Source organism: Alloprevotella tannerae ATCC 51259 (genome assembly GCF_000159995.1).
In the GTDB taxonomy this organism is placed as follows: Bacteria; Bacteroidota; Bacteroidia; order Bacteroidales; family Bacteroidaceae; genus Alloprevotella; species Alloprevotella tannerae.
The window spans coordinates 963,889-978,609 of record NZ_GG700642.1 but is presented as its reverse complement, the minus strand read 5'-3'; the positions used below and the strand labels follow the sequence as shown (position 1 = coordinate 978,609).

At 46.0% G+C, this 14,721-nt stretch carries 14 protein-coding genes; 3 read left to right on the top strand and 11 right to left on the bottom strand.

What is annotated here, in order from left to right:
• Positions 1-6: 6 nt before the first annotated feature.
• From GCWU000325_RS04060 to spt, 10 genes are all read right to left on the bottom strand, one after another.
• Complete coding sequence (locus GCWU000325_RS04060) at positions 7-882, bottom strand: F0F1 ATP synthase subunit gamma (protein ID WP_006254888.1); 876 nt, start codon at positions 880-882, stop codon at positions 7-9.
• Positions 883-893: 11 nt separating this feature from the next.
• Complete coding sequence (gene atpA, locus GCWU000325_RS04055; RefSeq protein ID WP_006254887.1) at positions 894-2,477, bottom strand: F0F1 ATP synthase subunit alpha; 1,584 nt, start codon at positions 2,475-2,477, stop codon at positions 894-896.
• Between the two features lie 61 nt (positions 2,478-2,538).
• Complete coding sequence (locus tag GCWU000325_RS04050) at positions 2,539-3,078, bottom strand: F0F1 ATP synthase subunit delta (protein WP_006254886.1); 540 nt, start codon at positions 3,076-3,078, stop codon at positions 2,539-2,541.
• A 2-nt stretch (positions 3,079-3,080) separates the two neighbouring features.
• Positions 3,081-3,587, bottom strand: a complete 507-nt coding sequence (gene atpF, locus GCWU000325_RS04045; RefSeq protein ID WP_006254885.1) for a F0F1 ATP synthase subunit B — start codon at positions 3,585-3,587, stop codon at positions 3,081-3,083.
• 90 nt (positions 3,588-3,677) lie between these two features.
• The gene (gene atpE, locus GCWU000325_RS04040) at positions 3,678-3,923 is read right to left on the bottom strand and encodes an ATP synthase F0 subunit C (RefSeq protein WP_006254884.1); all 246 of its coding nucleotides are present in this window, start codon (positions 3,921-3,923) and stop codon (positions 3,678-3,680) included.
• Positions 3,924-3,940: 17 nt separating this feature from the next.
• On the bottom strand, positions 3,941-5,011 hold the full coding sequence (gene atpB, locus GCWU000325_RS04035) for a F0F1 ATP synthase subunit A (RefSeq protein WP_006254883.1): 1,071 nt from the start codon (positions 5,009-5,011) through the stop codon (positions 3,941-3,943).
• Positions 5,012-5,034: 23 nt separating this feature from the next.
• Positions 5,035-5,442, bottom strand: a complete 408-nt coding sequence (locus GCWU000325_RS04030; RefSeq protein ID WP_006254882.1) for a hypothetical protein — start codon at positions 5,440-5,442, stop codon at positions 5,035-5,037.
• The gene (locus GCWU000325_RS04025) at positions 5,439-5,681 is read right to left on the bottom strand and encodes a F0F1 ATP synthase subunit epsilon (RefSeq protein ID WP_006254881.1); all 243 of its coding nucleotides are present in this window, start codon (positions 5,679-5,681) and stop codon (positions 5,439-5,441) included. The genes GCWU000325_RS04030 and GCWU000325_RS04025 overlap by 4 nt, the downstream gene beginning before the upstream one ends.
• 58 nt (positions 5,682-5,739) lie before the next feature.
• Positions 5,740-7,275 (bottom strand): F0F1 ATP synthase subunit beta, encoded by a 1,536-nt coding sequence (gene atpD / locus GCWU000325_RS04020; protein WP_006254880.1) that lies wholly within the window; start codon positions 7,273-7,275, stop codon positions 5,740-5,742.
• Positions 7,276-8,339: 1,064 nt separating this feature from the next.
• The gene (spt, locus tag GCWU000325_RS04015; protein WP_006254877.1) at positions 8,340-9,527 is read right to left on the bottom strand and encodes a serine palmitoyltransferase; all 1,188 of its coding nucleotides are present in this window, start codon (positions 9,525-9,527) and stop codon (positions 8,340-8,342) included.
• 199 nt (positions 9,528-9,726) lie between these two features.
• On the opposite strand from spt, the gene GCWU000325_RS04010 reads away from it, so the two are divergent.
• The 3 genes from GCWU000325_RS04010 (at position 9,727) to GCWU000325_RS04000 (ending at position 13,083) form a co-directional block, all read left to right on the top strand.
• Positions 9,727-10,749, top strand: a complete 1,023-nt coding sequence (locus tag GCWU000325_RS04010) for a diacylglycerol/lipid kinase family protein (protein ID WP_006254876.1) — start codon at positions 9,727-9,729, stop codon at positions 10,747-10,749.
• Between the two features lie 114 nt (positions 10,750-10,863).
• Complete coding sequence (locus tag GCWU000325_RS04005; RefSeq protein WP_006254875.1) at positions 10,864-12,360, top strand: amino acid ABC transporter substrate-binding protein; 1,497 nt, start codon at positions 10,864-10,866, stop codon at positions 12,358-12,360.
• A gap of 9 nt (positions 12,361-12,369) precedes the next feature.
• On the top strand, positions 12,370-13,083 hold the full coding sequence (locus GCWU000325_RS04000) for a porin family protein (protein ID WP_006254874.1): 714 nt from the start codon (positions 12,370-12,372) through the stop codon (positions 13,081-13,083).
• A 1,018-nt stretch (positions 13,084-14,101) separates the two neighbouring features.
• Here the strand turns inward: GCWU000325_RS04000 and GCWU000325_RS03995 are convergent.
• Positions 14,102-14,719, bottom strand: coding sequence for an aminotransferase class IV (locus GCWU000325_RS03995; RefSeq protein WP_006254872.1), 618 nt, complete (start codon positions 14,717-14,719; stop codon positions 14,102-14,104).
• Between the last annotated feature and the right edge of the window lie 2 nt (positions 14,720-14,721).

Genomic DNA, 14,721 nt, shown 5'->3' with positions numbered 1-14,721 from the left:
AGTTACTTATTGCTGAGCACCACCTACGATATCGAGGAGCTCGGCTGTAATAGCCTGCTGGCGACTCTTATTATATTGTAACGTGAGGTCGTGCAACAAATCATCGGCGTTGTCAGTAGCAACCTGCATTGCAACGACGCGCGCGGCGTGCTCACTCGCTAAACTATCAAGCAAGGCTGTGTAGAGCTTTAAGTGCAGTGCCTTGGGTATGAGATTAAGCATCAAAGTTTCGACGTCTGGCTCTATGATATAATCCAAAGCAGGCCCGGCCTTTGTCTTGTCTGCTTCTTCTTGAACTAAAGCAATCGGCAAGAAAGTTTCTTGTGTTAGCACTTGTGTTGCCGTCGACTTAAAGTGATGATAAATCAACTCAACGTGATCTATCTCGCCGTCTTCATACGATTGCATCAATTGGGCGGCAACCTCAGCAGCCGGATTGTAACTCGGATGATCCATCAAGTGAGAATAATCTGCAACGTCTTCAAAGCCAGCCTTACGCACCGCTTCTAATCCTTTTTTACCGAAAGGAAATACCTTGACAATGCTTATACCTTTTGCACGATAGGCGTCGAGTGTGCGCTGAAATTCTTTGATAACATTACCATTGAAGGCGCCACAAAGAGAGGAATTGGAGGTGTAAACCACCAAAGCTACGCGCTTCACCTCTCGTTTTACAGCAAACGGTGAAGAGATTTCACCCTCAAGGTTGCCGACAAAACGGGCCATGATTGCATGCAAACGCTCTTCGTAAGGACGCATGCTTTCAATGGTTTTCTCAGCTTGGTGCAACTTGGCAGACGCCACCATCTTCATCGCACTAGTAATCTTACGCGTGCTACCGACAGATGATATTCGGGTCTTGACTTCTTTTAATGAGGGCATAAGCTATCCTTTTACTGATATTGGGCGGAAACTTCGGATGCAACTTTCTCAATCGCTTGGCAAACTTCCTTACTCAGATTACCTTTGACAATTTCATCTAAAATATCTTCTTGATGAGAGGAACGCACGATTTGCAAGAAAGATGTCTGGAAATCATCGACCTTCTCCAATGGTACGCTCTTCAAGAGTCCCCGTGTGCCACAATAAAGTATGGCTACTTGCTCTGTAACGGGCATCGGCGAATACTGCTTCTGAATCAAGAGGACGTTATTCTTACGTCCACGGTCGATGGTCATAGCTGTCACCGGATCCATATCAGAAGAGAACTTCGCAAAAGACTCCAATTCACGATACTGTGCTTGGTCAATCTTCAACGTTCCGGCCACTTTCTTCATACTCTTAATCTGAGCTGCACCACCCACACGGCTGACGGAAATACCCACATCAATAGCCGGACGTTGGCCTCTGTTGAAGAGGTTTGTATCCAAATAAATCTGGCCGTCGGTAATAGAAATTACGTTCGTCGGAATATAAGCAGAAACGTCGCCGGCTTGCGTCTCAATGATAGGCAATGCAGTCAATGAGCCACCACCTTTAACCTTACCTTGCATACATTCGGGCAGGTCGTTCATATTAGCGGCGACTTCATCTTGATTGTTAATCTTTGCGGCACGCTCCAACAAGCGAGAGTGAAGGTAGAAGACATCACCAGGATAAGCTTCACGGCCGGATGGACGACGAAGAATCAAGGACACCTCGCGATAAGCAACAGCTTGCTTCGACAAGTCATCATATACGACTAAAGCTGACAAGCCACGATCGCGAAAGTATTCGCCAATAGCCGCACCGGCAAAAGGGGCAAAGTATTGTAACGCAGCCGGCTCGGAAGCCGTTGCGCTAACAATAATCGTATAAGGCATAGCGCCGTTTTTCTTCAACGTCTCTACTGTAGCTGCAACAGTAGACGCTTTCTGACCTATGGCGACATAAATACAATAAACGGGATCACCTTTCTCAAAATTCTCTCGTTGGTTAATGATTGTATCTATGGCAATGGCGGTCTTTCCGGTCTGACGGTCGCCAATAATCAATTCACGCTGACCGCGGCCAATAGGAATCATTGAGTCGACAGCTTTCAAGCCCGTTTGCAAAGCTTGATTAACGGGTTGGCGATAAATAACACCCGGCGCCTTACGATCAAGCGGCATCAGATATTTCTCTCCACCAATCGCACCGGCTCCATCAAGGGGAGTACCAAGCGGATTGATAACGCGCCCCAACATTTCATCGCTTACTTCAATAGAAGCAACGCGATCAGTACGCTTCACGCTTTGGCCCTCTTTAATTCCTTCAGACGGACCAAGTAAAACCACGCCGACGTTATCTTCTTCCAAGTTCATCGCTACACCCATCACGCCGTTTTCAAACTGCACGAGTTCGTTCTCCGTGACATTGGAAAGGCCATAAACGCGAGAAACGCCGTCACCCACTGTAAGGACAACGCCAACTTCCTCAAACTTGACCTTGATATTGATATCCTTCAATTGCTGCAAAAGGATATCCGATACTTCACTTGGTTTGATATTGTTTGACATATTATTGTTTGCTATTTAGAATAATCGGAGCATTCGCTCATCGCCCGTCTTCTTTCAAAAACTAAGCAAGTGCGTCGCGCAGCTCCTTTAATTGGGTTTTCAGACTTGCATCTAATCGATAAGTATCGTAATCCAAGATAAATCCGCCTGCTATGGACGCATCTATTTCCACCTTAAACTCAATGCTGCAATTGGTTCGTTTTTCAATAATCTCCTGCAATTTCTGACAAATTGTCTCCGGCGTAGCCATCGGCACAATCAGCCGCCCCTTAATGATACGTTTACGCTTCAAGTAAAGCGTAATATAAGCTTGGGCGATAAACTGCATCAGATCTGTGCGATTATGCACTGTCACTAACTGAATGAAGCGCTTCGTAGAAGCAGATAAACTTTCATTGCCGCACGTTGCACAAGAAAGAATCTCAACTTGTCGAGCATTGTCTGATAGTGGATCCTGAAGAACTTGGCGCAACGTAGGAATATGCAAGAAAGAATGCGCCATCGTCTCCATTTCCGCATAGACGCGCTCTTCCTCTTTATTATCTATCGCAAATCGTAGCAGAGCTTTTGCGTAGCGAATAGAAATAATTCCGATATCCATGATCAGCCTTTATTCATATCATTAAGAATCCTATCGATATACTTCTCCTGCTCTTCGGCATTGTCCAACTGGCGACGTATTACTTTCTCCGCAATCAAGACAGACAGATCTGCAACTTGCGAGCGAATGTCACGCAAAGCGTTTTCCTTTTCAGCTACAATTTGCTTTTTGGCCTCTTCAAAGAGCTGTTGCCCTTCTGTTTGGGCCTTATTTCGGGCCTCTGCGATAATATTATCGCGTGTAGCCATCGCTTCTTTAATGATACGAGCCTGCTGTTCGTGCGCTTCCTTCAAGATGTTTTCACTCTCAACCTTTACGTTGGCCAACCTCTCATTAGTCTCACGAGCATTTTTGAGCGACTCATCAATATAGTTCTTGCGTTCCTCAACAGCCTTAGTTATTGCCGGAAAGCCATACTTTGCCAATAAGAAGAAGACGACTCCGAATGCGAGCAGCATCCAAAATAGCAAGCCAAAGTCGGGCGTCAATATGGATGGCATATTCTCCATAATATCGTCTTTATTTAATTGAGTTTGATAAAGGCCTCCATATATAATATGGAGTGCGGCCTTTTTTCAAATTATCGATGTGTAAAGCTATTACAAGAAGAGGACGAGCAAACAAACGATTGCTCCAAAGAAAGCAACACCCTCGATCAAAGCAGCAATAACGATCATGTTAGAACGAATATCGCCGGCAGCCTCTGGTTGGCGTGCGATGGCTTCCATTGCTGAAGAGCCGATTTTACCGATACCGAAGCCGGCACCTAATACTGAGAGACCTGCACCGATAGCTGCACCCAATTCGGCAATTCCTTTTGCCATGTCCATTAACAGTTGTAACATAGTAGTAAGAGTTTAATTTATTCTTTTATTTGATTTGTAGTATGTTCGTGATGCGGATGTGCCAAGCCAATAAAGATCGCGCTCAGCATCGTAAAGACATAAGCCTGAATAAATGCAACCAAGAGTTCGAGAGCATTCATAAAGATCATCAAGATTGCACTGAAGACTGAGATGGTTGATCCTACATAGAGATTGACTTGGAGAGTAATAAAGATCACACACGTCAATGAAAGTATAATTGCATGCCCCGCCAACATATTGGCAAAGAGACGCACCATCAAGGCGAAAGGCTTCGTAAATAAGCTAAAGAACTCGATAACGGGCATCAAGGGCACCGGACACTTCATCCAAACCGGAACGTCCGGCCAAAATACTTCTTTCCAATATTCCTTATTGCCAAAGACATTGATTGCAATAAAGGTAAGGAAAGCCAAGAGAAAGGTTATCGTAATATTACCGGTCACGTTAGCACCTCCCGGGAAGAAGGGAATCAAGCCCATCAAGTTTGTAACCAAGATGAAGAAGAACATCGTCAAGAGGAAAGGGGAATAAGGACGATAGTTCTTTTCGCCGATTCCTGTTTTGATCACATCATCGTTGATCGCAGAGACGAGCACTTCGATACAGCCCACAAAACCTTTTGGCGCCTCCTTGGTCACCTCGTGGCGTTTATACCAACGAGCACAAGGAATGAAGATCAAAAGCAAGACAAGGACGTTGAGCCAAATCTGCACCACATCTTTGGTAATGCTTAAATCCCAAGGGCGTTCCTCGTAGCCTTTTTCATAAATCTTTCCTTGTCGCGCAGCATCAATATAAAAGCCATCATATACACCTCCCGCACCCTCCTCGAAGCGAGCAGAAGAGAATACGTGCCATTGCCCGTCACGCTGACTTTTTACGATAACAGGGAGCGGTAATGAGATATGCTTATGTCCAAAGGTCGTGATATGCCATTCGTAAGCATCGCTCATATGCCCTAATACGATTTCTTTCACATCGACCTCCTCTTCGGCGTGCGCAGGAGCAGGTACAAATGTAAAAAGAGCAAAAATAAGCGCTATTCCTATGGCGTAAATATGTTTCATATCGTTTGAGATAATGCGAGAATTTATGAAGCTTTAGCCTCCGATTTTGACTTGCTTTCCACCCTTATATAATAATAAGACAAGAAAGCTGTTGTCACCAAGTAAAACCCGGCAAGGTTAATCGTAAAGTATAATAGCTGCGTCTTAACTAATAAGGCGTAGATCAAAAACAATACTAAGGCTGATAATAGGCGCACCACTTTCGTCGTCAAATAAAAGCCGGTCATCGTCTTATTCTGAGTTCGCCGTAAGCGATCGCCAAAGGAAAGTTCGAAGAAAGAAAAAGCAAAGAAAAACGTCCCCAGCAAGATTATCGGCAATATTTGTTTGAGCGCTTCCATCCCAAGCTGATTCCTTTCCAACAGGAAAAGTATAGGACCGAGTAGCAAGTAAACTACTGCCAATGAAATAAGGGGCTTAGCAACTTTCATTTACACTCCTCTTCTACGCAAATACTAACTTCATTGCAAGCTACGTCCACGAATCCGCCGCGCACAGCGAGTGTCACAGGAGCATTTCCGCGGCAGACAACTGTGCCTTTCGTCAAAGTCGAGATAATTGGCGCGTGGTGGTCTAAGATCTCAAAACGCCCCTTCTCACCCGGAACGACTACCGACGAAGCTTCGCCTTGATACAAGACCTTTTCCGGTGAAACTATGATTACTTTCATACGTTTTCGCTTGGTTTAGCTATTTAGAATAACAAAGACAGCTCTATGCGCAAGACTATTAAGCCTGCGCATTTTCCATCAATCGTTTACCCTTCTCGATGGCCTCATCAATTGTACCAACATTCAAGAATGCTTGTTCGGGCAGATAATCGACTTCACCATCCAAAATCATATTAAAGCCGCGGATCACTTCCTCAATGGGCACCATTACGCCCGGAACGCCTGTGAACTTCTCAGCCACAGTAAATGGTTGGCTCAGGAAGCGCTGTACGCGACGAGCACGATTCACAGTTTGCTTATCCTCATCTGAAAGTTCATCCATACCGAGAATAGCAATAATATCCTGAAGCTCCATATATTTTTGCAGAATCTGCTTCACGCGCTGCGCACAGTCATAATGCTCTTTGCCAATGATATTCGGATCAAGAATACGAGAAGTAGAAGCCAGCGGATCTACTGCCGGATAAATACCCAACTCCGTAATCTTACGGCTCAACACGGTCGTAGCGTCCAAGTGAGTAAAAGTCGTTGCCGGTGCAGGGTCGGTCAAGTCATCGGCTGGCACATATACGGCCTGAATAGACGTAATTGATCCATTCTTCGTCGAAGTAATACGCTCCTGCATCGCACCCATTTCGCTCGAAAGCGTAGGTTGATAACCCACGGCCGAAGGCATACGCCCTAACAAAGCAGACACCTCGGAGCCAGCCTGCGTAAAGCGGAAGATGTTGTCGATAAAGAACAAAATATCCGTAGCCTTGCCTTCTTTTACACCTGAATCACGGAACGATTCTGCTACAGAAAGGCCGGACAATGCCACACTGGCACGAGCACCCGGCGGCTCGTTCATCTGACCATAGATGAGCGTCGCCTGACTCTTGACTACTTCATTATAATCTACTTTAGAAAGGTCCCACTCGCCTTTTTCCATAGCGTCGGTAAATTCCTTTCCATATTTAATAACGCCTGATTCGATCATCTCGCGCAAGAGGTCGTTACCCTCACGCGTACGCTCACCAACGCCGGCAAAGACAGAGAAACCATCGTGACCTTTGGCGATATTATTGATCAACTCCATGATGAGTACCGTCTTACCTACGCCGGCACCACCAAAGAGTCCGGTCTTTCCACCCTTGCTATAAGGCTCAAGCAAATCGATCACTTTGATACCGGTATAGAGTATTTCCGTACTCGTCTTCAAATCCTTGAAGTCGGGAGCCGGTCGGTGAATGGGGTAAGCATCAGCGCCTTTGTCTACGCTATGCAAACCATCAATAGTACTGCCTGTTACGTTAAGCATACGACCTTTGATTTGCTCGCCGATAGGCATAGTGATCGGACTGCCCAACTGGCGCACTTCCAATCCGCGCATCAAGCCGTCCGTATTGTCCATTGCGACCGTGCGGACTGTATCTTCGCCGATATGTTGTTGCACTTCGATAATGATCTGACGACCATCCGGGTGCGTTACTTCCAAAGCATCGTGTATTTTAGGCAGCACTTCTGCCGCAGGGTGCCCTTCTGTATCAAAAGCGACGTCAACGACGGCACCAATGATTTGCGAGATTCGCCCATTGATAAGAGATTCTGTCATGAGGTTCGGTGTGTTTCGTTGGCAAAAGTACTTATTTTTTCAAACAGACAATGCAATCCAGACTGAAAAAGTATTTTTATTTTCTGCCTTCTACGCCAAATGAGGTTAAATCACCCACTAAAGGGCAAATTCAACCAGCCCAACTACTACAATTAAGCGCATAGTTACTTACAAATCGTCCAATTTGAAGCTTAAACTGAGATTTACAAACAAAGCCTCAAGTTATATAACGTGACGCATAATACTCATAAAGACAACTGCAAAAAGGCCATAATACCTTCCGCCGCTTAAATGTAAGTATTCAAAAAAACTTATAGACGCATATACATCTAAGTGCCGCCTTAACCCATAAGTGAAAGAGGCTTATAATACTACGTCTTCATTCACAAATGAGTAAAGAAATCTTGAATTCTGCTGGTTAGTCGCAGCAAGATCATGGATAAAGATACACGTTTATAAATAGACATTTGTAGCATAGATACATTATTTATGGATAAACATACTATATACACCTTCATTTTTCACGGCAAAAACCTATTGCAAACTTTGCAAGTTTTCATTTATCATACACAAAGAGAGATAACAACATAAGCAAAAGCTGCGACCACGCACCAAATGCCTCTCTGCCATACAAGAAATCTCACCTTAAAGTGCAAGCAATCTTCCCTATATACGTATACTCTTTTCACACCAAGTGGTTGGAACTTTTTTTTCAAGGCAGCGAATTTTATTCCCAAGCGCTTGGGAATAAAATCTCAAAGGGAGGAATTTTAGTCCCAAGCGCTCGAGATTATTTGGGACGCCTATATAATTAACATTCACCATATTACAATCGAACGTAGAAGGTGCATACAGACATCACTAAGCTCATTTATTCACACTTAGCGTAAAGAGTTTTTCCACTTAAGTATTTATCGGACACGCATTATTCTTTATCCGAGCGAAGTGAAAGACTTAATGTCACGTTTTTATCCGGGTTAGAAAATAAAAGTAAAGGCAACGCATCAGTCGTTGCCTTTACTTACCGGAGAAAAACCGGTTATTCTTTATAGAAAAGTCTTTGCTTATCGAATAATATCCAGTTCGCGGAAAACTTTCGTCAAGGCAGCGATGCCTCGATCTACTTGCTCGTGTGTATGTGTAGCCATCAAAGCAAAGCGCACCAACGTATCTTGAGGAGCGCAGGCCGGTGGAATTACGGGGTTGATAAAGACACCTTCATCAAAAGCACGCTTGGTCACGATGAAAGTTTTTTGCACATCACGCACATAAAGCGGAATGATGGGAGACGCTGTCGCGCCAATTTCAAAACCCTCTTCACGGAAGCGCTTCAAAGCATAATTGGTCACATCCCAAAGCGCCTGAATGCGCTCAGGTTCTTGCTGAATAATGCGTAAAGCTTCGCGGGCACAAGCCGTTGAGGCAGGTGTTGCAGAGGCACTGAAAATATATGTGCGTGCATTGTGGCGCAGCCAATTGATTATTGTCTTATTGGCAGCTATAAAGCCTCCGATGCTGGCTAACGATTTACTAAATGTGCCCATAATCAGATCGACCTGATCCGTGAGCCCAAAATGATCGCACACGCCGCGCCCCTCGCGTCCGAAGACGCCTAAGCCGTGGGCCTCGTCGACCATAAGCACCGCATTATATTTATGCTTAAGACGCACGATTTCCGGCAAGTTGGCCAAATCGCCCTCCATAGAGAAAACGCCGTCAACGACAATGAGTTTAACGGATTCGGGCGTACATTTTTGCAACTGCCGCTCCAAATCTTCCATATCATTGTGCTTATACTTCAAAGCCTTAGCAAAACTCAGACGACGCCCATCAACGATTGAAGCGTGATCGCGATCATCGCAGATGATATAATCTTCGCGCGTCAGCAAGGACGGGATCACGCCTGAATTGACTGTAAAGCCGGTCGAAAAACAAAGCGACTCGTCTTTGCCTATGTATTCAGCCAACTCCTTCTCCAACTTTACGTGAATGTCCAGCGTACCATTAAGGAAGCGCGAGCCGGCACAACCGGATCCGTATTGTTGCAAGGCCTCAATGCCGGCATCAATGATGCGCTGATCGCCGGGCAAGCCTGTGTAAGCGTTTGACCCGAACATCAAAACGTCATGACCACCCATATTTACTTCTGTCCCCTGCTTGCCATCTATTTCTCGGAAATAAGGATACATCCCCAGATCCATGTAATGTTGGGGCAAGGTGTATTTGGCCAGTCTATCGTCTAATATGCTCATATAATAATGATTTTCGTACGAATTTCGGCTCACTTTGAGGCAATTCGTGCAGTGAGTCCGCTTTTCAAGGCTGCAAAGATAGGTATTTCCACCTTAAAAGGTCTGGCAAGCACTTATTTTTTTTCATTGAGCGGCAAAAGGTTAAGTTGGAGGGAGAGAGTTTGGGCGGCTATTTATATTTTTGCAGCAAATTTCTATTATGAAGAAGATCCTATTCATCGTCAATCCGATTTCCGGCAACGGTCGCAGGACAGCAATCGAGCACGCCATAGAGAAGAACATTGATCGCAAGCTTTTCGAATGCGAGCTCCGCACGACAGAATATGCCGGCCACGCTGAAGAGATCGCCCGCGAAGCCGCTGCACAAGGCGTTCACATCGTCGTGGCCGTAGGAGGCGATGGAACGATTAACGAAGTGGCCCGCGCATTAGTGCACACAGATGCTGCCTTAGGTATTATTCCGTGCGGCTCAGGCAACGGTTTGGCGAGACATCTGCGCCTGCCGATGGACCCGTCGAAAGCTACGCGTATTCTGAACCAAGCAGTCATTCACTGTCTTGACTACGGTAAAATCAACGGACGGCCTTTCTTTTGCACCTGCGGCGTAGGCTTCGACGCGCTGATCAGTATGAAGTTTGCAGAAAGCGGCAAGCGCGGCCCGCTTACTTACGTTGAGAATGTGCTGAAAGAGTGGGTTAAATATCACCCTGAAACTTATACCGTGACGGGTGAGAACGGGACGCAAACACACAAAGCGGTTGTCGTAACCTGCGCTAACGCATCTCAGTATGGCAACAACGCTTACATTGCTCCCTTTGCTTCTATGAAAGACGGCCTGCTTGATGTTATTATTATGGAACCCTTTTCTACCCTTGAAGCACCTCGGTTAGCGATGCAACTCTTTAGCAGAAAGTTGATGAAAAATAGTAAAATTAAAGCTTTTCGTTCGCGCAAGGTACACATTATGCGGCCAAATGAAGGCGCTATTCACTGTGATGGTGATCCTTTTATGACGGGAAAAGAGATTGAAATCGAGATTATTCCGCACGGACTCAACATAGTAGTTAACCCTAAAGCCCACAACCGGCAGTATACACTGCTACAAATTTTCGGAGAAGGGGGCGAACAATGGTGGAATAAGCAGCGACGTGTCTTTATCCGCCAACAAGTGAAGATTCGCCGCCTGAACCGCAACATTTTAGAACGGTTAAGCAAACTATAAGCCACGTGCTTCGTTGCGTAAGTTGCTGTTATCTTCTTAGAAAAAAACGTAAAACTCGCAGCCGAGCCATTCATTTTTACTACTTTTGCCTAAATCAAGCAGTTACAAAAAAAGATGAAAGTTTCTACACACATAATGCGCCTCGCTCTTCTCTGTTTTAGTTTTTTACTGTACGCACAGATTGCCGAGGCGCAACAGAAAAATGTGCCGCATGTCGTACAAGGAGGCGAAACGCTCTATAGTTTGGCACGCCTGCACCATACTACTATAGATAAAATATTGTCTATCAATCCCGGACTAACCGTCGAATCGCTACAAGCGGGCCAAACGATCTTACTGCCGACAGGCGGAGCAGCGGGAAGCCCCACTACGCACGTCGTCAGCAAAGGAGATACGATGTGGAACATTGCGAAGCGCTACAACATTACCGTAGATGAACTCGTGGCAGTCAATCCGGCAATGCGGCAAGAAGATTATAAATTGAAGAAGGGTTCGGTTATCAACATTCCGACCTCGACTACGGCCAGCAATAGTCCGACGCAGGCAGCCGCTCCGGTCAGCAAAACAGTCGGCATAGCTTTTCTACTGCCTATGAAAGCTACCGGCATCGAAGGCGAGCGAAGCGTAGAGTTTTACCGCGGCTTTCTGATGGCGGCAGATAAGGTGCGTGGCAACGGCCGCGACATCAATATCTACACGTATAATGAGGATGCTGATCAGTCAACTGTGGCTACGATACTCAACAAACTCAGAGCGCAAAAGCCGGATGTTATTATTGGCCCGGTTTATCCGACCCATTTCACAGAGGTGGCCAACTTTGCGAAAGAGCAACAGATTCGTATGATCGTGCCATTCTCTTCTAAAGCTTGGCAAGTGCATACTACGCCGCAACTCTGCCTTCTCAACACGCCGACGAAGTATCAACAGATTTTTACGGCCGACTTATTCTTGAAGAGTTTCAAGATCCGCAACGCGGTGTTTATGCATATCAACAACGCCAACGAGCAATCATTCACACAACAACTCAAAGCGCGCTTAAACGCAACGGGCGTCACAACAACAATCTATAATCTTGATGCACCCCTGACGCAATTGAAGTCGGCTTGCGCCAAGAACAAACAGACCGTCATCGTGCCCGACAGTTCCGATCCTGCAGTCTTGCGGCAAATACTTTATAAAATCAAGCTGTTTAAGGCGCAATATCCAAAGTATAAAGTGTCTCTTTTCGGCTACCCGACTTGGTTGGAGCACGAGGAGGCTTTACGAGAAGATCTCTGTGCGGTTGATACATATATATATACTAATACGTTCTACAATCCCTATTCGCGCGGCATCGCCGAATTCAACGCGCAGTATAAGGCGTGGTTCAATGCAGATCCTTTAGATGTAACGCCGCGTATGGGACTCTTAGGTCACGATCTTGCCTGCCATCTGCTGCAAGGCTTGTTTACGTATGGCAAGAACTTCACTACGCAGCGCGCCGGCACGGGTATGTTACAAAGCAATATGCACTTTGCAGCGACTGAAGCAGGTGGAGGATTGGTCAACAACAGCGTGAGCTTCATTCATTACAAGAGCGATAAGACCATCGAACAGATACAATCTCGCTAAAAATTGTTTATGAAAAAACTCCTATTGGCGCTCTTCGCATTAAGTGCTACGCACGTTTATGCCCAATTGGGCGAGCCTCGCAACACGCTGGCCTTTGGTGTCAACGCCGGCCTCGCGATGAACCAAATCGGCTTCACGCCCTCCATCAAGCAAGGCTGGCATATCGGTCCAACGGTAGGCGCTACGTTTCGCATAACGAGCGAAAAATACTTCAAACTTCTTTGCGCCCTGCAGGTAGAACTCAATTTCACCCAATTAGGCTGGAAAGAGCAGATTCAAAACAGTCGCGGCGAACCGATCGCAGACCGTTATCGCAGAGATATGAGCTATATTGAGATGCCTTTTCTCGCCCGCCTGAGTCTCGGACGCGAGCAACGCGGCCTGATGGGCTATCTTATTGCCGGCCCACAGATTGGTTTTCTAATCGGAGAACGCAGCCATAAAAGCGCAACGTGGACGCTCGACGCAGAAGGACGCCCTGATCGCCCAAACGGACTCTCTGCGCAATACGACATGTCGGCCGATCACAAATTTGATTACGGCATTACGGCCGGTTTAGGCTTAGAATTAAACAGCAAGGCGGGACATTTTATGCTGGAAGGAAGATACTACTACGGATTGAGCGATATTTGGAAAAACGATAAGCGCCACGTCTTCTCGAGGTCCAATAATGGAACGCTTGCCATCAAGCTCACTTATCTATTTGATTTGAAAAAGAATTGACAAAACATAATATTTAATTAAGCCGTCCCAACGACGATGCACACCTGTTGACTGTGCGCAAATTCATACTTAATGAGCAGTTTTCTGCACAAACGAACGTGGGAGTAAGTTTAGGCTCAAGCATTATAATTGAAATAGTTAGACTTCTCCGATCGCGGTTTTGAACTTATTTTGCTTAGAATAGTTTGCAAAACACAGGTCCAAATGTTATTTCTACAAGAAAATGTAGTCAAATGTTTGGACAAAATGGTTACAACACCTTATCTTTGCATCGCTTTTCAAAAGCAAGGCCGGCACGAATGCAAATTTAAGCCGGATCAACATAGAGATTCAAAGCGCTCTATATATAATGGTATTAGGAAATGATTATAGCGCAACTGAAAAAGTTCAATTATTAGGTATTAGGTTTTAGGTTAGTTTTAGGTTACATGAGATGAAGACTCTGAAAGGAGTCAAGTAACAACAGTATGGCCGTGAGGCCTGGTTGTTAGGAAAAAGAAAGGGCTTCGGCCCTTTTTTTTGTATCCATACGTGGCGCATGCTAAGTCCGGCAGCTACTATGCACACGGCTACACAGTCGGGCAGCGAGGCGACAGCTACGAGGCGCGCGTGGACACCATCGTGGGAAGGCAGAGCAGCATTTGAGGGCGAATGGGTGAGGCCGGGAGGCTGAGTAGCAAGATCGACCCAGCTCGAAGCAACATCCCACTAAAGAGCAACAGTAGGCCAGAGAAAAAGACGAGAAAGGGGATTTTGCGAATAAACAACGTACAAAAACGGTCCAAGACTTAAGCATTTGAGGCCTCAAATTTAGTTCGCGGAGTTTTTTATCACGAGCACAAGTACTTTTCATCGTGAGCGCAAACCTTTATTATCACGAGCGCAAACCTTTATTATCGTGAGAACAAATCGAGCTATTCGACTTTGCAGACTGTAAAAGAGGCTTTGAGGCCATCATTTTGCAACTTTCAGCAAAATAATGAGAAGACTCCTTGCACGCTCTTCAAGGGGCAAGGTATCAGATTTGACCTAAGATGGCTTCGATGGGGAGCTTCACCTCGCCCAACTTCAGCATCGCATTGATCAAACAAACGTGGGTATATTCAGAAAGCGTCTCGGGGCGAATGTCGGCCAAGCGGCAAGCCTGCGTTTCCAAGAGAAAGCGGCGCATTGTGCCGGCCAAGAGATAAGATGATGGGATATACCAGCTATCTTGCCGCAAAAAAGCGACGTTGGTATAAGTCGTATCCGTGATCCTTCCCGACTGAATGATCAGGGGTTCAACGCCGGTTGGCAGCGATGCCTTCAATGCGTCGAGTCCACTGCGATCTGCGTATTTCAAATGGTAATCTAATGAAGCAGGTGCTTCAACGAGTTGCAACTGATTGACGACTACCGGCGCATAAGGCGAGAGTGAAGCCGTCTGTATGCCATCGGCATCATAAATAAAGCGAAACTTATAGCGCATCTCTGCGCCGAAAGCTTCCGGCGGAGCGAGCTGTTCGGCCAAGTGCTGAAGATGGTCGGCTGAAAAGGGCAAGGAGAAACCCAGCGTGGCCTCCATGCGTTGCACATGATACGCCGGTTGGCGGAGAAAGCCGCGATACCAGCAGAGCGTTTCTAAATAGTCTGTCATAC